The sequence below is a fragment of the Armatimonadota bacterium genome (assembly GCA_016223145.1).
Lineage (GTDB): Bacteria > Armatimonadota > Fimbriimonadia > Fimbriimonadales > Fimbriimonadaceae > Nitrosymbiomonas.
Map to the genome: position 1 here is coordinate 60,784 of JACRPN010000004.1, position 21,996 is coordinate 82,779.

The following is a 21,996-nucleotide window of genomic DNA, read 5'->3' on the forward strand; positions in this document are numbered from 1 at the left end:
CAGCCGCTCGCGCGTCGGGCCTGTGGCTTGGGTCGCGAGGAGGCAAGTGAGGGGAACAAGCGTAATCATGCTCTCTCCATCGCTACTCGACCAGGTCGGCTCCTCGTTGTGGCAGGGTCAGCTCTCCACGGAACGTCTTGTTGGAGATCAGTCCCTTTCTCGTACCCGAAATCGGGAAGGTGACATCCGAATAGTTCGTGTTGATATAGAACGTTCGCCCCTCCACCACGCGAGCGAACACCCCCTCTGGAGTGGCCGGTCCGTCCGGGACTCCGGCCGCCCGCTTAACGACCTCCAGGGCCGCGCCGACGGCCGAAACGCTCGATTCGGTGGCGAGGTAGAACGCCTTCCCTCTCCCGTATTTGTTCACTGTTAGGAACGGTGCGGGCTCGGGAAGATAGTGGTTCGTGATGTGTCCCAGCACCTCGGCGGTCGAGGGCTCGAGGATCTCGTAATACGCGGCCTTCGTGCTGCCGGCCTTGCCGTCGAGCGAGAAATTCACGCCCGAATCGTTCCGATAAAACGCGGCGGTTCTCAATCCAAAGACATCGTTTAGCTTTCCTGGCAGAGGCGTCTCGAACCACTGGGCGTGTTCGTTCTCCTTTGCCGAGTAGCCGGTCATCAGTACCGTTCCGCCGGCACCGACGTAGTCGCGGATCGCCTTCGCGCTCGCCTCGTCCATGACGTAAAGCGCGGGAATCACGACCAGCCTATACGCGGCCAGTCTTTCGCGCCCGATGTTGATAATTGCGGCGTCGATGTTCTTGCGGTAGAGCGGCTCGAATGCAGCCTGAACCTGGTCCTGATAGCCTGTTTTGAAATACTGCCTCGTGGTATTCGAGGGGCCGTTGGGCGCAGATGCAATTGCGCTATCAAAGGCATAGGAGATTGCCACCGGCGGCTCGTAACGCCGGGGAAAGCCGTACTTCGAAAGCAGCTTGAACTGCGAGGCGATCTGCCCCCACTCCTGAACCTTCCATGACGGCTTACCGTCGTGGTCGACGAGCCCGAAGAGCGCCTGCTCCTCACCTCCGGCGTGGCTGTTGAACGTCCAGGCCAAGATCCCCTGCGTGCCGATGAGGAGTGCCACGTTGGCGAGCATCCGGCTCCGGCCCGGATCGCCGTACCAGCCGCCACCGCCTGCGGAGAACTCGTTGAGCCACGTGGGGGTCGGAAGGGCTCCCTTGGTCATCAGGGACTGGAATGAGCCGTCGATCGCACCGCCCGGATAGAAGCCTTCGGCCCCGAACGAGACGTAGTTTTTGTAGGTCGAGAGATAGTCAAACGGCTTGCGCCAGGCCGTATCCCAGATGTTGGAAATCGTGGGGATGCCCGGCATGTATTTTCGGCGAACGGCCTCCAGCTCCATTAACCGAGACACAGTGACGTCGGACCAGTAGCGGTGGAGGTCCAAGTATCGCTCAGAGGGGCCGGGGCCATCCTTGAGCGGCAGAACGACGTCGTCGAAGCTGTTCAGCCGACGGGACCAACGCTGCGTTGCCCAGGCCTTGTTCAACACCTCGATTGACCCGTATTTCTGCTTCAGCCAGCCGATAAACCGCTTGCGGTCGGCCTCGGAGTAGGACATAAAACCGGCGCCGATCTCGTTGTCGTAGCCCACCGCAAGGATCGCTGGATGATTGGCGTACCGCTTCAGCATGGCCTCAGCGAGGAGGACCACATGTCGGGCGTAATCCGGATCACTGATGTTGTCCATGTACCGCTCCGCAGGTGGGAGCCGCGTGCCGTTCTGGCTGATAATATCGATGCCCGGGTACTTGCGATGCAACCAGATCGGCGCCGGCATGCCGGGAATGTCGAGGATCACGCGGATGCCGGCAGCATGCATCTGGTCGAGGATCTTGTCGAACCACTCGAACGAGAACTTGCCTTGGGCGGGTTCAAACGAATCCCACGAGAGATCGCCCATGCGGACAACGTTGAACCCGGCTGCCCGCATGATCGCGATGTCTTGAACGATTAGCTCCGGTGTGCGGTCGATCGGCTGATAGCAGGCGCCAACGAACATCCCGCTTGGCATCTTCGCGGTACCGGGCGATAGATTTGGCGGAATCAGGCTGGTCTGGTTTTCCATGGCAATACAGAGCGCGACGGCTAGCGAAGCAAAAATCATCGGCCCATCTCCTTGGCCGGCGTCAGCACGACCGAGCGGAGGTTGATCGCTTTCCAGGTCGCGGCATCCTTCGGACGAACCGAAACGACGACGTCGCCCGGTTTGTCGAACTTGAACGTCCCGAGTTCGATCGTCTTGAACCTTGCCCAGTCGCCCGTATTCGGCGCGATCCCGACGACGGTTTGCGAGCCGGCGCGAACAGCCAGCTCGGAGCCATCGCTCAAAGAGGCGATCGACGCGCTCACTCGGTAGGTCCCGGCGGCCGGGACCGTCACCGTCCACGAGGCCCAGTCCTTCGCGTCGAACCAGAAGCCGAGGTTGGGAATGCCGTCCTTCGCCTCTTCATGGATCGTCTCGCCGTGGAGCTCGGCCAGGCCGGGAGCGAGGTTCAGGACACCCTTGGCATCGGCCTCGACCTTCTGAACCACGATCGGTATCGGGACCGGCTTCAGGTTCTTACCCTTGATCTTCAGTCCGGCGGTGATATTGGAGACCCTCTTGGCCGGAAGCTTCACCAATAATCCCGCACGGCTTTGCGACCATTCGAGCTTCCCCTTGTACCCGAGCAAAGAAACGCTCGTAATCTTGTTCTGAGACGGATCGTCGGTCTTCCCCAGCGACCTGACGAGCAGCTCGTCGTTCCCAGGGTAAGCGAGCGAAATCGCATAGATCGTAGGACCTTGCGTCGTGAACCGAATGTCTTTCGCGGTGTAGCCAAAGTCCTCGTTGAAAGAGCCGCCTCGCGCCCGAGGCGCTCCTTCTCCATAGACCAGCCAGGGCCGAGAGCCGTAGATGGCCTCACCGTGGATCTTGATCCAGTCCGCCATCTGTTCCAGCATGGTTTCGACGTCAGGGTCGATCGAGCCATCCGGCCGCTGCACCACGTTGAGCAGGAGGTTGCCATTCTTGCTCACGTTGTCGACCAGCATGCTGACCACCCAGTTGATGGGGCGGTATTTCCAATTCCGGTTGTAGAACCAGTCGCCGATGGAGGTATCGGTCTGCCATGGGTGGGGGTCGATCTTTGCCATGTTCCCGCGCTCGAGGTCCTCGACCCACCGCCCCTCCGACTTCTGTTTGCAGTTGTAAACCCCGTTCGGGACTGTGTTGTAGAAATGGGCGATCATGCTGAGCCCGACCTCGTTCCCAAAAGGCACGGCGCCGTCGCTATAGAGCAGATCGGGGTGGTAGTTGTCGATCAACTCCTTGATGCTCGCGTACCACTTTCGCTGCCACTTCGGATTGTTGCTGTACCAGGCGGTATCGCCTGGCTCCGCCTTCACGTGGTAGAGATCAGCGAACTGCGGGTCGGCGCCGTCGTAGGGGATTCCCGCTTTCGGACCGGTCTTGTCGGCGCTGTGGCTCGCTTGAAACCAAGTAAAGCTCGCCCCAAGGTGCTCCGAGACGCCGAACTTCAGGCCGTTCTTCCTGGCCTCGCGCTGCCAGATGCCGACCACGTCCTTCTTCGGCCCCATTTGGACCGAGTTCCAAGCATGCAGCTTCGAATTCCACAAGAAGAAGTTGTCGTGGTGCGAGCCCATGCTCACGAAGTACTTCGCGCCCGCCTTCTTGTAGAGCTTCATCAGCCGGGCCGGGTCCCACTTCTCGGCCTTCCAGAGCGGAATGATGTCCTTATAGCCAAAGGTCGACGGGTGGCCGTAGTGGGCGAGGTGGTACTTGTTGTGGCCGCTGCCCTGCTCGTACATGCCGCGCGCGTACCAATCGCCGTCCATCGGCACCGACTGCGGCCCCCAATGCGCCCAAATGCCGAACTTGGCGTCGCGAAACCAATCCGGATACTCGTACCTCTTCAACGAGTCCATCGTCGGTTTGAACGGCCCAGGCATGACCGGCAAACTTTGGGCATCGGCAAAAGCGATCGTGGCGCCTGCGGCGCAGTAGAGGGCGCCCCTCGAAATCCTTGCCATAGGGAAAGTATGTCCCGCCCTGTAGCGACTCGCAGAGGTCTGGAGTCAAGACTCTTGCCCAACTCTCCCAAGGATTTTCGGATTCTCGTGCTAGCAAATACGCGGCCATCTGCTTGATCGCGATTCGAATTGCGTACTATGGTGACGAAGTCGGGTTCTGGGCTACGATGAGAAGATGAGCCGGCGAAAAGCGCCAAAGGTGGTCTATGCCGGAGGCTATGAGGGCACGACCGACTTTCCAGATCATCGTCATGCGCACGCCTGGGAGCTGATTTACCTCGGCGAAGGCTCGATCAGGGAGAGGATTGGGAAAGAAGTCCGGGAAATGGAACCCGGCACTTTCATTTTGCTTCCCCCGAGTACCGTTCACGGTGATTCCCCGAATGGCCGCTACTTCCTCTATCACGTCCTGGTCGCTTCTGAGCATCCGCTGGGTTGGCCGCGTTTTGGGAATGATCTCGAAGGGGAGCCGATTCGCGCCGTCCTGGACTTGCTCGTCCGCGAATGGTACAGCAACGGAATCCAGCGGGAGGCGGTCATCCGCCATTGCGCATCCATGCTCGATGTCCTGATGAAGCGTTGTGCCGTTCAAGCCGAGGAATCCCAAGTCGCCCGGAATGTCGTCGCCACCGTCTGCGGCCACTTCAGGCGCGATTTCCGCAGTTCGCTCAAGGTGGAGACGATCTCTCGCGGCCTGAACATCTCCAGATCTACCCTCTTTTCATACTTCAGGATAGTCCTGGACCGGACTCCCCAATCGGTGCTCGACAGCATCCGTCTCGAACACGCGGTCTATCTCTTGAAGCACTCGGAACTGCCCATCGAACAGGTCGCTCTCGGTTCGGGCTTCTGCTCTTCTAGCCACCTGGGCCGCAAGCTGCGGCGTGCTTTTCAGATGACCGCCCGCCAGATCCGCGAATCTTGCGTCGAGCAAGTGCCTTGAGCCCGTGGGCCAACTGGATCGTCGGATCCCGTCTCATGTCGCTTCGCCTCGTCTTTGATTCCGAACGGCTCATCGATCGTACAGACGAGGGCGAAGTTAAGTTCAGACTTTCTGCCCGATTCCTGCCCCGAGCCAAACGGAGGACCTCTTCCATTCCAGGGAAGAGGTTACAAACTCAAATACCCCTCGGGTCTCTCAGCTGGTCTCTCAATTGAGTTGAATGACAACTGAGAGACAAAGCACACTCTTGGCTTGTTCTGTGCAAGCTGTGCTGGTCGGGGCGACACGATTCGAACGTGCGACCTCTTCCACCCCATGGAGAGAATGGCAGGTTCAGCGAACAGATTTTGAATCTACAGACGTCTCAGGAAGTCTCATTCTGTCTCTGTGAATTGAGAGACATTTGAGAGACCAAGCATCCCGTTTCTCGACCAGCAAATTCCAGAATATATGTAGGCGTATGTCTGCTATACTCTAAGGACCGTGGTTATCTCCGCGAGCCGCAAGACCGACATCCCAGCGTTTTACGGCGATTGGATGCTGAATCGGCTTGATGAAGGCTACTCCGTGATGCGAAACTCCTTCACGAGGCAGCCCAAGCGCGTGTCGTTGGCACGTGAAGACGTGGATGCCTTCGTCTTCTGGACCAAGAACCCCAAGCCATTCGTGCCGGCGCTTTCCGAGATCGCGCGCCGCGGGTTCCCTTTCTACATGCACGTCACAGTGACTGGCTATGGCCCGCCGATGGAGCGGTCTGTGGCGAGTTGGGGGTCGGTTGTCCAGTGCTGCCGGAGGATCATTGACACGTGCGGCCCGCGAACGGTTGCGTGGCGCTACGACCCGATCGTCGTTACGGAGGCGATGACTCCGAGGTGGCACGAAGAGAACTTCGCCCGAATCGCCGACTCCTTCGTGGGGATCTCCGACGAAGTGGCGACTTCTTTCGTGGAGCCCTACCGAAAGGTGCGGCAGAACCTGGACCGTTTGACTGCCTCAACCGGGGTCCGATGGCGCGATCCCGATCTGGAGCAGAAAAGTTGCCTCGTTCGACGCCTATCAGAACTGGCAAGCGAGCGAGGAATGCTGCTCAGGGTCTGTTCGCAGCCACTCGTCGCCGATGGTCTTCCGGAAGGGTGTTGCATCGATCCGGTCCGCCTTCGAGACGTGGGTGCCATCTTGGTGGCTCCTCGACACGCTCCCACACGGGCTGGATGCAACTGCATCCGAAGCGTCGATATCGGGGAATACGACACCTGTCCGCAGGGATGTGCCTACTGCTATGCGAATCGTGATCAAGAGACGGCCGCGAGGAATCTGAAGGAGAATGATCGGACATCGTCGTGTCTTGATGGCTCACTTCAGAAGAAGCAGGAGAGCAACGCCCAACTGCGGCTGATCGTGTAACGGACCCACCGCTCGTTTTTCAGATAGCCCGGCCCTGCTGGTTGACATAAATAGCCCTTGGGGCTGAACAGAAGTGTGTTCCGCCATTTCATTCAAGGGATCCTCCGTCGATTAAGGGGATCGTCCTGGGTTCAGAACCTGATGCGCACGCATGGAAGGCACTTTGATCTTCACTTGAGAATCTCTGTGCTCGAACGGGGCCGTGGGGACTATCCGGCCTTCGAGCACGCCTGTTTGTACGCTTACCGCTACATGGGCATGCACGCCGATGCGCTTGCCGCAGTCCTAGAGCGAACTCTCACCGCAGATCAGCTGCCGGGCCGTGACGATGTTGTACTGGACTTCGGCTGTGGTCCGGCGACATCCGTATTCGCCTTTGAGAGTGCAATCGGTCGATTCAGGCCGACAGCTGCTTACATTGGTGTCGAGAAGAGCCCAGCAATGCGCGAATTGGCTGCTGTCGCCCTTCACGGCGTAGGTCAATCAAGCTTTGCCATCGAGGAGACGATTCAACAGGCCGCCATGGTTTCCGGTAACAAGACTGTAGATGGACCATCGCGCTTGTTTCTCGTGTTCTCCTACTTCTTCGGCCAAGAACTCGACGCGCGGGTCGTTCGCGAGATCTCCACAACCGTCAATGCCATTGTCCACAGATTACGGCCCTTAGAGGTCGTCACGATCTACACAAACATCGACATCGAAACCGCCAACTGGATGCCGAGCGGCGACATTCATCATTGGTATCGTCAGTTCATGAAGGAGATGGGCTGGGCTCCGCGAATCCGAAAGCTCACTTACGAGTATGTCGTGCCGAAAGACCTGGAGCTCGACGCCGAGAACGTAAGCTCTGGTGTGGTGACCTACGATGTACAACTCCATCGACCCAGGTTCGCAGATGGAAGAGAAGAACACGCTGCCTCCCGGCATTCAACTCCTGCCGGACTACATCTCTGCTGAAGAGGAATGCGAACTGATCTCCCAGGTCGATAGCGGCATCTGGTCCAGCGAGCTCTCCCGCCGGGTCCAACATTACGGCTTCCGCTACGACTACCGCAAGCGCGCAGTGGACCAGTCGATGCGGCTCGGGCCGTTGCCGGGCTGGCTCCAGCAGCTGGCCAATCGGCTCTTTGAAGGCGGCATCTTCGAGCAAGCACCTGACCAAGTGATCATCAACGAGTACCTTCCTGGTCAGGGAATTGCCGCGCACGTGGACTGCGAGCCGTGCTTCGGACCCGTCATTGCAAGCCTGTCACTTTGTGCGCCGGTCCCAATGGTCTTTGGAGACCGGAAAACTCGCGACGTGCTCGAGGTTGACCTGCCTCCAAGAAGCCTGCTCCTTCTTTCGGGTCTGGGACGCTACGAATGGACGCATTCGATTCTGGCGCGCAAAACGGACACAATTGATGGCGATTCGAGGGAGCGTGCCAGGCGTGTGTCCCTTACTTTCAGAACGGTGATCCCTAACCAGCCTGCAAGTTGAAGTGAGGCGAAAGAGCCCGCGTCCCTTGCGTGAGCCTCTTCCATTCCAGGGAAGAGGTTACAGACTCAAATACACCTTGGATCTCTCAGTTGGTCTCTCAATTGAGTTGAGTGACAATTGAGAGACGGAGTGCATTCTTGGCGTGTTCTGTGCAAGTTGTGCTGGTCGGGGCGACACGATTCGAACGTGCGACCTCTTCCACCCCATGGAAGCGCGCTACCAAACTGCGCCACGCCCCGACCAGATTGTCTTCGAGAGGGCGCACGGTGCAACCTTCCCGACTCCATCGGGACGCGCCGCCAAACTGCGCCACGCCCCGACCAGATTGTCTTCGAGAGGGCGCACGGTGCAACCTTCCCGACTCCATCGGGACGCGCTACCAAACTGCGCCACGCCCCGACCAGATTGTCTTCGAGAGGGCGCACAATGCGACCTTCCCGATCCTCGGGACGCCCTGCCATACTGCGCCACGCCCCGACGTGAAGTCAGAGGATACCCGCTGGGGGAGTTGGTTGGGAAGGAGGTGAAGCGGCGAGGAAGTGAAGGAATGAAGAGATGAGAAAGCTAAGAGACCAAGAGTTGCAGGCCTTGGTGAGGCATCCGCTTGGTTCCGTAAAAAGGGCTTCCATCCCATCATCCCATCATCCCTTCATCCCTCCATCCCTTCACATCTCACTTCGGCGCGGTCATCACCGGCAGGCGGCCGGACTTCAGGAAGTACCTTTGCACTTCTTCCAGCGTCGGGAGGTTGCGGCCCTGGAGCTGGACCTTGTCGAGCTCGCCGTACGCCTTCATTTCCGCCTGAAGCACCAGCTGAATCTGGTTCGCTTCGGCGTTCATCTTGGAGATCTGGACCCGCTGGTCGTCGGTCAGAGAGCCATCCTTGCTCTGCTTTCGGATCGCTTCCACGCCGCCGCGAAGGTCGTTCTGCCTCTTTGCCGCGGCATAGGCATAGCCATAGCGGGCCGCCGCATAGCTGGGCTGAGCCGCCGCCGCCGCGAGCGCGAACTTGTAGGAGGTTAAAAAGTCCTTTTGCTGGGCTGCAATGATCGAGAGTCCGATCATGGCGTCCGCCGCCTCAGGCCGCGAGGCCAGCGCCGCCTCATAGAACATCTTAGCGACCTTGAAGTTGTACTCAATCTGCTTGGTCCGGTCGCCCGTTTCTGAGCCGGCTGCCTTATCGGCAATGGCCAAATTGAGCGACTCATTAGCGCGCAGCACGTAAGCGTCCGGCATCGCCGGCTCGGCCATCACACATCGCTCGAAGGCCCTTCGCGACTGCTCAAAATCCCGCGACCACGAGTACACCGTGGTCAGGTAGTACTGAACCTCCGGCAGCATGCTCGATTCGAGCGCGAGGTCGCGCGCCAGTTTGGAGACGACGTCGCGCTTATTGCGTGCAATCGCAAGATAGACCTGCGCCGAGCGAACGCCGAAATCCTCGTTGTCCGAAAGAATGGCCTCTTTCATTGCATCGTCGGCCAGTTGATCGCTGCCCAGGTTGTGGGCGATGACCGCGGTCAGCGCATTGCCATAGGCATCGAGAGACTGGCGCTTCCGGCTGTCGTTATAGGTGGCATAGGCCTCGGCAAACCTGGACATTCGAACCTGGGAATAGGCGATCCGGTTTGCGATCGCGGGCTTCGTGGGCTCTGCGCGGAATGCCGGGAGCAGCGCGTTGACCGCCGCCGAATAGCGCCCCGCCCTAATGGCCGCGTCAGCATAGGCGATGGCGTCGGTGGTCTTCATCGCGTCGACGGTGTCGTCGAGGTTCTTCTTTCGCTGGGTCGCGGCCGCCTTGAGTGCCGTGGCGACGGTGCTCAGGGTCTCGCCCGGATCCTCGGTGCCTCGATGAAACGTGTTGAAGGCGCGCTGCAGGTTGATCACCGTCAGCAATTCGCTGGCTTCCCGGTAGCCCGCGTCGCTGGCCACGGCGTCCTCCGCATAGCGCTGAGCTGAATCCAGAACACCCTTCGCCAGATAGGCCCGGGCCATCACCACGCGTGCGGGATTGTAGCCGGGCTGCGCCTTGAGCGCAATTCTTCCCGCCTGGATGGCCTCATCCCACTTGCTGACCGTCAGCGCGTCTTTGGCCCTTTGCACATGGAAGTCCGCGCCTTTTGAAACACCGTTGTCGATCGTGATGTTCAGGACCTTCTTTGCGCTTTCGTTCTCCACCGTGTAGGCGATGAACGAGACCTTCTTGGCCCCCTCACCCTCCGCAAGCGAATCCAGGTGGAACTCATAGGGCGTGCTCGAATCCGATGCCCTTAGGTCCTCACCCACATAGAACTCGACCTGAGAAATGGCTTTCTCGGACTTCACGGTGACACGAAAATCGTGGTCGCCCGAGATCGTCGCGCCTTCCTGGGTGTTCACGTCCAGGCTGATCGCCTGAGCGGCCAAGAGCAATAGGGGTAGAGCTGAGATCATGATGTTCTTTCCGAGTTTGCCGACCCAGCCTTGCGGCGAAGGGAGGCGGCAGTAGTTGGACGCGCCAGGCCGTCCGATCATTCCGAATCAAGCGAAGAAAGCCTAGATTGCCGCTTCCCCGCGCTCGCCCGTCCTGATGCGAATGGCATCTTGCACCCGTTCGACGATGATCTTACCGTCTCCCGGCTCTCCGGTTCGAGCGTGCTTTAGTACCGCTTCGATGATCGCATCTTTCAAAGCGTCCGGCGCGACGACCTCTACCTTTGCCCGCAATGGAAGGGCGATCACGTGCTCCTCTCCGCCAAAGAAGCTCGTGGTTTCGGGCGCCACCCCGCACCCGCGCACGTCGGAGACGCTCATCCCGTTCACGTTGAGCGCCGCGATCGCGGCTTTGACCGGTTCGAGCCGATGGGGCCTGATCCAGCAGGTCAACTTGATCATGCAAAAGAGTCTACACCCGGGCTTTCTGTGTTATTACCGGGCTGAAATGCGGAATATGTGCTTTGAGGGTTTTTGGCGCGAGGATTAGCGATGTCTGACAAGAGCATGAAAGCTGAAGAGGCCGTCGAAGACGGCGGGAAGAAGAAGAAGGGCGGGAAGCTTCCGATCATCCTGGCTCTGGTGCTGCTGCTTGGCGGTGGTGGGTTCTTTGCCATGAAAATGAAGGCCAAGGGGGCTGCAAAGGAACCCGAGATCAAGCTCGGAGAGATCGTGCCGATCCCGGAGATTCTGGTCAATCTGCAAGGGGGCGAGACCTATGCGAGGGCGGAGATCTTCGTCCAGCTCAAGGAAGGTTACAAGAAGGAAGAGTTCGACAGGCTGCTGCAAACGGTCCGCGAGGCGGCACAGCTTGTCATCAACAGCCACACCGAGTCCGAAGTGGCCACCTATGACGGCAAGATGGCGCTCAAGAAGGAGCTTGCGGAGGCCATAAACGCGGTGCTGGCAGAAGGGGACAAGGAACACCAGAGCGAGCCCGCGGGACCAGAAAAGAAGAACCAAGAGGGTGGTTCGAAGGTCCAGGAATCCCACGCGGACCCCAAGAAAGCAGAGGAGAAGAAGAAGAAGAAGGGCCACGAGTCCTGGGACAGTGAGACGGGGCCGGTCCTCAAGGTCATCTTGGCATCGTTCGCCACGCAGTAGAACCAGCGTCAATGACTGTGAAATGCCTCCGCCTCTTCCGAGGCAGAGGCAGCAACAGCCGCTTTCCAGGTTCAAAGTCTCCACCTCAGAAGGGACGGAGGCATCCAAACCCACTTTCATCGAAGGCGATGATTCGGCTTCGGCAGGCCCGAGGAAGGGCCCGGCTGGGACACAATAGGGGGGCGTGTACGTCCCCCCATTTGTTCCTCAGCCGACCGAGATTCCGGGCAACGTCACCACCGAGCGCTACAAGGTCCGGCTCGGCTTCATTCGGCGCGTCGCACTCTGCCACTTTGCCAGCGCGGTGCTTGTCGCGGGCCTGATGCGGCTTCCGCTTCCCGAATTGTCCCCCGAAGGCCCGATTCTCTCCACCTTTCTCGTGCTCCTGGGCATGAGCGCGCTTCGCACCCTTGCCCGGGGAAACAAGTGGGAACCTTTGGCTTCCCTGGCGCTGATGCCCTTGCTGCTGCCCTCCCTTGCGGCCTCCTTCGTCGAGTTGGGCGAGCTTGGATTCCCTGCTTGGCCGCTGGGTGTCGGACTGGCGTGCGCACTTGCTTACACGCTGCTTTGCGGCAGGGACCTGAGTTTTGTCGGGATGTTCGGGACCGCGTGGATCGCTTCGACCGCAGCCATCATCGTCATTGGCCTTCTCATTGGGGCCGCCCCAATGGATGCCGCACGCTATGCCGTCCTCAACACGGCATACCTGCTGTATTACGTTTACGACCTGGGTTCGCTTCTGTCCAGAAGGCGCTTGGGCGAGGAAGCGGGCGCCATCGTGGACCTTTACCGAGACATCTTTAACGTCCTTGGCTATTCGATCCGGTCGTTGCGCCACTGGAAGCGGCATTCGATTTGGACCAAGTAGAAGCAGGCGTCTGGGCCGAGAACCCAAAGCCCATCCGCTACAGGTTGAGCTCGGACCTTAGGTAGTCCGCCCGGAGCCTTGCCGCGCGCTCTTCATCGCCGGTGGTCCTAAGGATGAGCGTGGTGAACCAGGAGTCCACTTGTCTTGGCTCGGCGGCAACCTCCTCGATCTTCTCGGCCGCCGCCCATCGCAGCCAGGCAAGCACCCTCAGCGCATCCGGAAGGGACAGCGCACGCGAGAGGCTGACCAGCTTGAGCGCATCGCGCGTCTTCGCGCCCAGAACCTCTTTGCCGACTTCCCTTCTCGCCTGCCGTTCCTCGTCCAGAAGATAGGCGCCCGCGCCCAGAAAGTCCTCCATCGGGCCGGACGTCACGCTCACTTGAACCAGAGCCCCTAAAGGCCGGCTTGCCTCGCCGTAAAGCCCTCGAGCCACAATCTTGCGCGCTGCCAAGGCCGACAGCACATGGGAAAGGCGCTTGGCGTGGGCTATTCCGATGAGGTGGAACAGCGCCGAAACCCGCACACCAGGGCCGCAATTATAGGGGCTGGCCGCGAGAAAACCGAAGTGGGGCGACCACGCGAACGGGAGCCGCTCGGCCAGATCGGACAGGACCTCTCCGGCCAGAGCCTCGGCTCGGGAGGGTGACCAGCCTGCGGTCACAGCCTGCAAGCGTAGGTGGTCCTCCTCGTTCACCATCAGGCTCAGTTTCCGGGCGGCATCGGTGGCTAGGCCCCGGCCCGGCTCGTTCCAGGCGAAGTCCGCCGAGACCATGCGGCAAGCCACCAGAAAGTCGCGTTCGGCGGGAGAAAGCGCGCTCTGAAATTCAAGTGGAACCACACCCGCCTTGGGCTTGGCTTCCACCACTTTGGCCAAGATCGTTCTCAGTTCTTCGAAGTCGCAGCGATGCGGAAAGCGGTGGCCCTTGAGGTTGCGAAGCAGCCGCACGCGCGTGCTGACGACGAGGTCAGTGTATTGCCCTGGCTCGGTCAGCCATGCCGGGCGCGGCATCGCATCGAGGACCAACCGACGCCAAGATTGATGATCGGAGGGCCCAGCGGGCATGGGCCGATTGTACTCGCGCCGTCGCCAGAGCCGCGCTTCGTGGCGCCGCCTAAGCCACGCGGACAGGAAGCTCGTACCAGCTCAAGAACTTGGAAGCCTGTCGGCCGAGCTCGATCAGAGTGGCCTCGATGGCCGGGGCGTCTTCGTCGCGGGCGTATTGCTCCATGCGGCAAGCCGTCTCCCAGATGCCTTCGGCCCCAACGGAAGCGCTGGCCCCTCGGATCGCATGGGCGACGTAGCGGGCTTCACGCCAGTTCGCCGAGGAGACGATCCGGTCCAGCTTGCCCATCTCTTCGCAAAGCAGATCGGCAAACTCTTCCAGCATTTCCTTGGCGACGGCTTTGTCGCCCCGGGCGCATTCTTGCAGCCTGTCTGGATCGATCATGTTTCCCCCCCTTTCTCCCCGTGAGTCCCCGTAAGGCTTCTTCCGCACCTGGTCCGATTGCGGTCCGGGCTATTTGACAGGTTGTTGGGAAGAGGGGGGGGATGCAAGACGATGCGTGAGGGTGATTGTTGGCAAACGCTACAACGGCCCCAACTCACGAAGCCCAGGATCAGGAAAGGCCTGCGCGATCGCGTCCGGCCAGTGCCGGGGCACGCTGGACCAGACCCCCAAATTCAGCCACTCCTTAAGGGCATCTCGAAGGCCATGCCAGTACTGGACCGGCTCGGCTCCACACAGGGATGCGTACCTTCCCGCCGCCTCGCCGATCGCCCACTCGACGGGGTGGAGGCGGTAGCAGCCGTTCGTGATGTGCGTGGTCCCGATATTCTTCGCCCCCGCAATCAGGTTCTCCATCCGAACCGGGATCAGCGCACCCAACGGGATTTCGAACGGCAAAGACCCAATGTCGATGTAGCCTGCGCCGGACGTGCTCGGGTGCAGGTCGATCCTGTAGGCGCCGACACCCACCGAGTCCCAGAAAGGCTCCGCCACTTTGCGTCCAGGATTCAGATTGCTCGACACATGCTGCTCCAACACCGTGAACTGCGCCTTGATCCTCCTTGACTCGCGAATGTACGGCGTCATCGCCAGGCCGTCAGCCGTCCCAATCAGGTCCGGTCTCAACCTCAGCCCCGGATAGCCGGCGCCCCCATCGGGCCTCGGCGCTTCGGTCTGAAGCCAATAGAGCAGGCTAAGCGAAAGCTGCCTTGACTCCTCCAGAGCCCGGTTCTTTTCGCTTTCGGGAGCGTCGAGCAAGTTCCCTTCGAAATAGTCGTTCTGGGGCCAGTTGACGAGTGTAGCGCTCTCGGCTCGCGCGCCGGAATCGAACTTGCTTGCGTCCACGATTTGGCGGTAATCGAAAAGGCCGATGCCGCCTGGTTCCGCAAAGAGAGGCAGTACAGTTGGCTTCAGGGTGATGGGGTTGGGGTAAACCCAGCCCAGCAACGGCCCTGGCCAATCCTTGGGCCGATAGCTCTTCCATCGCTCATACTGCGCGGGCTTCTCTATGACGTGCTCACCCACGGAGTCGTAGCCCATCGCAAAGCACCAGGTGAAGCCCTGGACGTTGTCCGGCTGGGCCGGACCGTCGACGGCATGGGGTTCGCCGGTCTCTTGTCGCGATTCCGCGCCAGTCACAAACTCCGCGCCGACCCTAGGCAGGAGCTCGCCGGTTTCGGTGGCGTCGATGAAGGTCGTCGCCTCTATGGTCGTTTGCGCCCCAGTAGACTGGTCGAGCAAGGTGACCGACTGGATCCGGTCTCCGCGCACCTCCGCGCCGGACGGCAGGTGATGGAGCAAGACCTGGATGCTTTCGTGGGCCAGGTACGGCTCGAACATGGCTTGAAGGGCGCGGTGATACAGTGCAGGCGGCGCGCAGAGCTTGCTCACCCAACCGCCTCCGGGGTTGGCCCGCAGGTCGCTCTTCGCGGCCGGCGACAGGCCCGGGGACTCCTGAAACAACGCGCGCACCTTTTCTCGGAACTCGCGATAGCTCGCGGTACACCCGAAGTGCTCGATCCACGGGTGTTCGTCCGGAGGGACGCCCTGGCTCGTGAGTTGGCCCCCGATCCAGGCCGTTTCCTCGCTCATCACGACCCTGAGCCCCATCCGAGCAGCGGCAAGCGCAGCGGCGCACCCCCCGACGCCGCCCCCCACGATGAGCAGGTCGCACTTCATGCCTGGCATGGTCCGATTGTGACGGATTGCCGAGGGCCGCTCCCGGCGCCCAAGCGTGTAGAATGCCTGCCTATGGACGCGAGCAAGCTTCGTGCGTGGTGGTCCAACCGGCAGGGATTGGACGGATCGCTGAGCTGCGCGAGCCCCGCCGAGGTCTTGGCAAGGAGCGGTTGGGCGCGCTCGGTTGGCGGAAGCAACCCCTACCTGACGCTGTTCGCGCGTGCGGGGACCTCGGTCGCCGACGCCGAGGCCGCCAACGCGCGCCTTGAGATCGGCGAGACCCCGAGCGCGCGGGGCTGCACCTATTTCCTCCCCGCCGGGGACTTTGCGCTTGGCCTGCGGGTCGCCGAGCCGTTTGGTGGCTCGACGGAACTGGCAACCGCTCGAAAGCTGGGGGTTACGGACTCAGAGATCGACGCCCTATGCCGCGCTGCGTATGAGGCCCTGCTCAAGGAGCAGTTGGACCCCAAAGCGCTGAGAGATCGATTGGGGAGCGCTGTGCGAAACTTGGGCGAGGAAGGCAAGAAGCGGGGTCTGCAGACCACCTTGCCGCTGGCGACCGGGATATTGCAGCGCGACGGCAAGATCGTGCGGATCCCCATCAACGGGCGGCTGGACACCCAGCGGTTCGCCTATCGAGCTTGGCCGGAGGGGCCCCCGAAGGAGGGCTGGCCGACAGCGGAGGACGCGGCCGTGCAGCTTGCCAGGAGGTATTGGGAGTGGATCGGCCCGGCCACCGTGGAGCAGTTCAGGTGGTTCTCAGGGTTTGGCGTGGGAGCGGCGGCTCGGGCACTAGAGCCTCTCGCCCTCCAACCCATCTCCGAAGGGTCTGCTTTTCTCCTCCTGCCTGGCCAAGTACAGGCGTTTCACGACTTTGGGGTCCCGCACGAGCCGAGCTACGCCCTGGTGAGCAGCCTAGACTCCCTGGTCTTACTTCGACGGGACCTTGCCAGCCTGATTGAGCCGGCCGATTCGGCCCGCGACGTGTTTGCCGAGAAGGGGACCCGCCAGATCGGGCATCTGTTGGACCTTCCCAGCAACGGCATCTTCGACCGGGGCCGGCTGATCGGGCTCTGGGAATACGATCCGTTTGAAAAAGAGCTGGTCGTGCAGATCTGGGCCGAATCGGCCGACGACCTCAGCGGCAAAGGCAGCAGCCGACGTAACGCGCCGGAGGCGCTTAGGGAGGCCATCGACCGGACCGAGGCTTACGTTCGCGCCCAGCTCGGAGACGCTCGTTCCTTCAGCCTCGACAGTCCCGGAAGCCGCAAGCCATTGCTGGCCGCCTTGAGGGGATGGCCGCAACCCGGCAACGCTTGAATCCGTAGCTTGAGACTGCTATCGTGAACCTAAGGAAGCTCTTCTACCGGTGGCAATTCGGAGACGGTGCCGAAGCCGCCGAAGAGTACGACCGCCGCATTGACGCACTGACTTGGATCAGGCAAGACGACCCAGAGACCCTGAAGCGGATTGACTGGATCAACGGGCTTCCCCTCGGCATCCGGCTTGAGGTCGCTGAACTCTATCAACGAAGTTTCGACATGCAGCAGACGCTCATTGCGGAACGCGAACGTGTCGTTCAACTCATCTCAAAGAAGAACATGGTCGAGTTTGAGCACTCCAGCCTAGTGAGACACATCACAGAACTCGAGGCAGGCGCAGAACCCACAATGAGTGGAGGACCCGCCTTGAGTGAGGCGCGAAGCAGGCAGATGGCGCTCGGGCCACTGTTGGCAGAGCTGGAGGAGACCGTGGCCGCCGAAAAAGCGCGGATCATTCAGCTGGAGACTGAGACGAGACAAGCAGCGGAGTTGGCCTTATCGTCGTGGCCCGCTCTGCTGAAACCAAAGTCACCCGAGGAGTGATCCCTTCCATTGAAGGTGTGCGGGCCGGTCCCGTTCCAGGGGGCCGCGATCGACCTCCCGCTGACTCTAGCTTCTTTATCACGGTCCGTTCATCATGCCCCATTTGCCTTTTTGGCCCCAAATGCGCCACAACTTAGGTTCAATGGACGGCGTAGAGACCCTGCAGCAAGAAGCCCTGGGGGCGGTTTCCGCCGCATTCACGACGGCTGAGCTTCGCGAACTCGAGCTCAAATACCTCGGCAAGAGCGGCCTGATCTCGGGTCTGATGCGCGAAATCGGCAAGCTGAGCGCCGAGGAGCGCCCCGCTTTCGGCCAGAAGGTCAACGCAGCGCGCGCCACCGTTCAAGCCGCGCTCGACGAGCGTGTGGAGGCGCTGAAGGGCGGCGAACTCGACGCCCGTTTCGGGGCCGAGCGGATCGACATCACCCTTCCCTCCCGACCTTGGCGCTCAGGCCTCCAGCACATCCTCGATCAGACCACCGACCGCGTGAAGGCGTGCCTCTGCGGGCTGGGATTTGAGTTCGTCGAGGGTCCCGAGCTCGAGCAATTTGCTTACAACTTCGACGCGCTGAACTATCCGCCCGACCATCCCGCGATGGACGAACAGGACACGTTTTATGTGGATGCCCCTGGTCTGTCTGACAAGTCGGACACGTCTGACCTGTCCGACAAAGGACCTCCTGACCGCCTCGTCCTTCGCACCCAATGCACCGCCATTCAGGGCCGGACCTTCGAGAAGCGCCAACCGCCGCTGCGCATCTTTACGGTGGGCAGGACCTTCCGCAACGAGGCCGTCGACCGCACCCACGGCCACACCTTCCATCAAGTGGATGCGTTCATGGTGGATGAGGGCGTGAGCATGGCGCACCTCAAGGGCACGCTCGGCGCTTTCGTGCGGGCGATGTTCGGCGACGAGGTTAAGGTGCGGTTCCGTCCCGACTTCTTCCCGTTCGTCGAGCCCGGCGTGGACTACGCAATCAGCTCGCCGAAGCTTTTCGGCGGACGGTGGGTCGAGCTTGGCGGCGCCGGCCTGGTCCACCCCAAGATCCTTCAGAACTACGGCATCGACTCGGAGAAGTACACGGGTTTTGCGTTCGGCCTGGGCCTCGAGCGCATCCCGATGATGGCGACCGGCGTCGACGACCTCCGGCACTTTCTTGAGAACGACCTAAGGTTCCTGGAGCAGTTCCGATGAAATTCCCCTATCAGATGCTCAGAGACTTCGTCGATACCGACCTCGACGCCCACCAGATCGGCGACCTGCTGACGATGGCTGGGTTTGAGCTCGAAGGGATCGAATCGAATGACGAATGTCGAGTGTCGACTGACGAGTCCGAACCTCAGACCTCGGACCTCGGACCTCGGACCTCGGATTTCGTCCTCGACATCAAGGTCATGGCGAACCGGGGAGACGGGCTTTCTGTGCTGGGGCTCGCGAGAGAGGTGCTTGCGAAAGATGCCGGCAGCAAGCCGACGGAGCTGTATCAACAAGCCGTTAAGAGGTTTCCGGAGTCTCCCACCCCAACCCCTCCCTCATTTACGAACCAAAACGAGGGAGGGGCTTCGGACCTCGTCACCATCCAAACCCCCAACTGCACCCGCTATGCCTGCCGGCTGTTCAAAGGCGATTTCGGCAAGCCCACACCAAACTGGATCAAGTCGCGTCTCGCGCAGGCCGGCATGAGGCCGATCTCCCTGCTTGTCGACCTCACCAACTACGTCATGCTCGAGGTCGGACAACCGCTCCATGCGTTCGATTTCAACACCCTGAAGGGCGGCAAGATCGTCGTGCGCCAGGCTCGCGAGGGCGAGAAACTCACCACCCTCGACGGCAACGAGCACGAGCTGAACCCGGGCCAGATGATGATCTGCGACGCAGAGCGACCGGTCGCCGCTGCGGGCATCATGGGGGGCGCCGAGACAGAAGTCACCGGCAGCACCACCACCATGCTCCTTGAGTCGGCGCACTTCGTGAACACCAGTGTCCGCAAGACCCGCAAGCAGCTTGGCCTGAACACCGACGCCAGCTACCGGTTCGAGCGCTCGGTCGACCCCGACGGCGTCGTGGCGGCGCTGAACCGCTTTGCCATGCTCCTCGCGGAAGTGGACGGCGGTGCAAGCGCCGTGCCCGGGCTGATCGACGTCTATACGACTCCTCCACAGCCCAAGCCCTTAATCCTCCGAATGTCCCGGTCTGATCTCCTGCTGGGCATGCACGTTGAGCCCTCTGATGCGCAGAGGTATTTGTCTGCCCTGGGTTTTCAGGTGGAAGGGAACGGCGAGCCGTTCCAGGTCACCCATCCGACCTGGCGCATCGACATCGAGCGCGAGGACGACCTGATCGAGGAGATCGGGCGCGTTCACGGGTATGACAGGATCCCCGAGTGCAACCCGCAGGGCACGACCACCCAGGGCGGGGTCTTCGGCTTGGCTGGGCTCGTGGACAGAATCAAGCTGAGCCTGCTTCGCTCCGGCTTTGCGCAGGTTATCAACTACTCGTTCGAGACCAAAGACCCGCTCGACGACCCTTGGGTCGAGAAGTTCGGGCCGCGAAACCCCACCTCGCCCGAGATGGGCATGATGCGCAGCTCCCTCTATCCAGGGCTGGCGCAGGCGGCGCGGAGGAACGGGGGAAGGGACCTGCACCTCTTCGAAATCGGGCGCGTGTTCGGCATCGCCGGGGGCCAGATCCATGAACGCCAGGCCATAGCCTTGCTCTCGACCGGCGCTCTCGTGCCGGAACACTGGGTGAAAGCGGCCGCCCCCCAAGCCGATTTCTTCAGCTTGAAGGGCGCGCTGGAGGGGGCCTTCTCGTCGGTCGGCCTTCAGCTCAAGATGGATCAAGGACACCAGGATCCGCGTCTTCACAGTACCCGTCAGGCGGCGATTCTCAGTGCCGATGGCGCCGTCGCAGGGCACTTCGGCCAGATCCATCCCATGCTTGCAAAGGAGTGCGATCTGCCGGAGGGCACGGTGCTCGCGCACTTCTTCCCGGAGTTGCTCATCGGCGCGGGCAAGGCGGAGCCCAAGTTGAAATCCATCAGCCGCAACCCGGCGGTTCGCCGCGATATCGCGTTTCTGATCGGCAAGGACGTGCCGTATTCGCGAGTCGAGGAATCGGTGGCAGCTGCTTGCGGAGAAGTGCTCGAGAAGCTCTGGGTTTTCGATGTCTACGAGGGAAAGGGCGTGCCCGAGGGCCAATGCAGCATCGCGATTGCGCTCCAACTCCGGAAGCAGGGTGAGAACTTCACGGATGAGGAAGCGAACCGGGTGCGGGACTTGGCCGTGGCGGCGCTTGCACCGCTCGGGGGCTCAGTGCGCGCTTGACCGTTTCGGCGGCGATCGGCAACAGCGAAACGACCATCAGGCTGCGCAATGCCATCGGCCAGTAGTGGTAATGCTCGAAGTGCTTGAGCCACGCCATCGGCAGGAACGCGAGCGTTGAGAAGGCCCACCCCGATAGGGGCAGAATCCACTGCTTGCGCGCTTCCCAGACCGCGCTCCAAGTTGAAATGGCCCCGATGTAGAAGTTGACCCCAGACCCGAGGAAGAGTGTAATCGGCCCCAGGTCCACGAGGTCCCTAAGGGCAGCCCGCGCCGCCAGGTACACCGGAAGCAGATAAGAGACGAGCGAGATCGTCACGCCGTCTCCGGTGCGAAACTGCTGCTGCTGATACCCGGAAGCCGTGTGCGGCAGGACCGAGTAGCGGAGAGCCAGATAACCCCCCAAAAGTCCCCAGAATAGGGCCTGCCAGCCGAACCGCACCCGGTATCCGCGCCAGCGCAGGGTAAGCGCCACTCCGAGCAGCGCGGCGGGAAGCATGACGGCCTGCTCATAGCAGCCGAGCGCAAGGGCCACACAGATCGCGCTGAAGCCGGCCCAGAGCCACGGCGCACGCGACGGCCCTATGGGCTCGGCAGCGCGTTTGTAGCTGGGCAGGTCATAGGGGCTCGGAGGCGGAGGCGCTGCTCGTGCCGCGCTGAGGCGCTCGTAGCGCGCATAGGCCGCCATAGCCGACAGCGCGAAGACCGCCACGGTCGAAGCGGTGCGTCCGGGAAGCCACCCGATCATGCGGCCCTGCAACGGCCACATGCCAAAAAGCTCGGTGCAGATGAACCAGGCAACTCCCGCTCCAAGGATTGCGTCCAAGGGTCTTCGTTTTGGCAGAAGCAACCCAATGAGAGGCAGGAGGGCCAGCCAACGAGCATATGCGACCAGCGTATATCCCCAGTCGAGAGTCCACAGCACAAAGAGCGCGGACCCGGTTCCGGCCAAAAAGGGGCTCTCTGTGAGCTCGCGCAGGAACCAGAACAGGGCGAGAACGGCAAGCGCGCAAAGCAGGGCATTGGTGAGGCCAAAACCGGCGGCGTTGTCGCCCCAAAGAGCGTGGTCCAGTTCGAAGGTGAGCGTGGAGACGGGGCGGTAGAAGTGGTTGCCGAGCGGCCAATCGCCTGCGAACCACGAGAGCGGCGCCTTGCGGGCTTCGATGGCCTCGAGCAAGACAGCCGTGTCGGAATCGGCGAGGAGGCTGGGCGAGGAGGACCTGGAGGCGAGGATGCCTAAGCAGCCAAAGACCGCGAACCCGAACGCGATCCACCAGCGCTTCATAGCT

18 protein-coding genes and 1 tRNA gene are annotated in these 21,996 nt (G+C 61.3%); 10 read left to right on the forward strand and 9 right to left on the reverse strand.

The window, feature by feature from the left end; all coding sequences use genetic code 11:
* Positions 1–82: 82 nt before the first annotated feature.
* Positions 83–2,134 (reverse strand): beta-galactosidase, encoded by a 2,052-nt coding sequence (locus HZC36_01555; protein MBI5705654.1) that lies wholly within the window; start codon positions 2,132–2,134, stop codon positions 83–85.
* Positions 2,131–3,981, reverse strand: coding sequence for an alpha-L-fucosidase (locus HZC36_01560; protein MBI5705655.1), 1,851 nt, complete (start codon positions 3,979–3,981; stop codon positions 2,131–2,133). Before HZC36_01560 ends, HZC36_01555 begins: the two co-directional genes overlap by 4 nt.
* 256 nt (positions 3,982–4,237) lie before the next feature.
* Between HZC36_01560 and HZC36_01565 the strand changes: the two genes are divergently transcribed.
* The 4 genes from HZC36_01565 to HZC36_01580 all read left to right on the forward strand — a co-directional run bounded on the left by HZC36_01565 (position 4,238) and on the right by HZC36_01580 (position 7,889).
* Positions 4,238–5,005: a helix-turn-helix transcriptional regulator gene (locus HZC36_01565; protein MBI5705656.1), complete on the forward strand. Its 768-nt coding sequence runs from the start codon at positions 4,238–4,240 to the stop codon at positions 5,003–5,005.
* A gap of 483 nt (positions 5,006–5,488) precedes the next feature.
* Complete coding sequence (locus HZC36_01570) at positions 5,489–6,409, forward strand: DUF1848 domain-containing protein (GenBank protein ID MBI5705657.1); 921 nt, start codon at positions 5,489–5,491, stop codon at positions 6,407–6,409.
* Between the two features lie 57 nt (positions 6,410–6,466).
* Positions 6,467–7,366 (forward strand): hypothetical protein, encoded by a 900-nt coding sequence (locus tag HZC36_01575; protein MBI5705658.1) that lies wholly within the window; start codon positions 6,467–6,469, stop codon positions 7,364–7,366.
* Entirely contained in the window at positions 7,305–7,889 is a 585-nt protein-coding gene (locus tag HZC36_01580) for an alpha-ketoglutarate-dependent dioxygenase AlkB (protein ID MBI5705659.1), read from the forward strand. Before HZC36_01575 ends, HZC36_01580 begins: the two co-directional genes overlap by 62 nt.
* Positions 7,890–8,051: 162 nt before the next feature.
* Here the strand turns inward: HZC36_01580 and HZC36_01585 are convergent.
* The 3 genes from HZC36_01585 to HZC36_01595 form a co-directional block, all read right to left on the reverse strand.
* A tRNA-Pro gene (locus HZC36_01585) sits at positions 8,052–8,128 on the reverse strand.
* Positions 8,129–8,561: 433 nt separating this feature from the next.
* The gene (locus HZC36_01590; GenBank protein MBI5705660.1) at positions 8,562–10,322 is read right to left on the reverse strand and encodes an Ig-like domain-containing protein; all 1,761 of its coding nucleotides are present in this window, start codon (positions 10,320–10,322) and stop codon (positions 8,562–8,564) included.
* Positions 10,323–10,424: 102 nt separating this feature from the next.
* Positions 10,425–10,763 carry a P-II family nitrogen regulator gene (locus HZC36_01595; GenBank protein ID MBI5705661.1) on the reverse strand — a complete coding sequence of 113 codons (339 nt, stop codon included), beginning with the start codon at positions 10,761–10,763 and terminating at the stop codon, positions 10,425–10,427.
* 90 nt (positions 10,764–10,853) lie between these two features.
* On the opposite strand from HZC36_01595, the gene HZC36_01600 reads away from it, so the two are divergent.
* Both HZC36_01600 and HZC36_01605 read left to right on the forward strand, forming a co-directional pair.
* Positions 10,854–11,465, forward strand: a complete 612-nt coding sequence (locus HZC36_01600; GenBank protein ID MBI5705662.1) for a flagellar basal body-associated FliL family protein — start codon at positions 10,854–10,856, stop codon at positions 11,463–11,465.
* A gap of 184 nt (positions 11,466–11,649) precedes the next feature.
* Positions 11,650–12,333 (forward strand): hypothetical protein, encoded by a 684-nt coding sequence (locus HZC36_01605; protein MBI5705663.1) that lies wholly within the window; start codon positions 11,650–11,652, stop codon positions 12,331–12,333.
* Positions 12,334–12,370: 37 nt separating this feature from the next.
* Here the strand turns inward: HZC36_01605 and HZC36_01610 are convergent, their stop codons facing one another.
* The 3 genes from HZC36_01610 to HZC36_01620 form a co-directional block, all read right to left on the reverse strand.
* Entirely contained in the window at positions 12,371–13,396 is a 1,026-nt protein-coding gene (locus HZC36_01610; protein MBI5705664.1) for a hypothetical protein, read from the reverse strand.
* Between the two features lie 49 nt (positions 13,397–13,445).
* Positions 13,446–13,781: an Hpt domain-containing protein gene (locus HZC36_01615; GenBank protein MBI5705665.1), complete on the reverse strand. Its 336-nt coding sequence runs from the start codon at positions 13,779–13,781 to the stop codon at positions 13,446–13,448.
* Positions 13,782–13,919: 138 nt separating this feature from the next.
* Entirely contained in the window at positions 13,920–15,527 is a 1,608-nt protein-coding gene (locus HZC36_01620) for an FAD-dependent oxidoreductase (GenBank protein MBI5705666.1), read from the reverse strand.
* Between the two features lie 63 nt (positions 15,528–15,590).
* On the opposite strand from HZC36_01620, the gene HZC36_01625 reads away from it, so the two are divergent.
* The 4 genes from HZC36_01625 (at position 15,591) to pheT (ending at position 20,710) form a co-directional block, all read left to right on the forward strand.
* A complete protein-coding gene (locus HZC36_01625; protein ID MBI5705667.1) occupies positions 15,591–16,838 on the forward strand; it encodes a winged helix DNA-binding domain-containing protein in 1,248 nt (415 codons plus the stop codon).
* 23 nt (positions 16,839–16,861) lie between these two features.
* Positions 16,862–17,383 carry a hypothetical protein gene (locus tag HZC36_01630; GenBank protein MBI5705668.1) on the forward strand — a complete coding sequence of 174 codons (522 nt, stop codon included), beginning with the start codon at positions 16,862–16,864 and terminating at the stop codon, positions 17,381–17,383.
* A gap of 142 nt (positions 17,384–17,525) precedes the next feature.
* Positions 17,526–18,578 (forward strand): phenylalanine--tRNA ligase subunit alpha, encoded by a 1,053-nt coding sequence (gene pheS / locus HZC36_01635; GenBank protein MBI5705669.1) that lies wholly within the window; start codon positions 17,526–17,528, stop codon positions 18,576–18,578.
* Positions 18,575–20,710, forward strand: a complete 2,136-nt coding sequence (pheT, locus tag HZC36_01640) for a phenylalanine--tRNA ligase subunit beta (GenBank protein MBI5705670.1) — start codon at positions 18,575–18,577, stop codon at positions 20,708–20,710. The genes pheS and pheT overlap by 4 nt, the downstream gene beginning before the upstream one ends.
* On the opposite strand, the gene HZC36_01645 is transcribed toward pheT, so the two are convergent.
* The gene (locus HZC36_01645) at positions 20,631–21,992 is read right to left on the reverse strand and encodes a hypothetical protein (GenBank protein MBI5705671.1); all 1,362 of its coding nucleotides are present in this window, start codon (positions 21,990–21,992) and stop codon (positions 20,631–20,633) included. The genes pheT and HZC36_01645 overlap by 80 nt on opposite strands.
* Positions 21,993–21,996 lie beyond the last annotated feature (4 nt).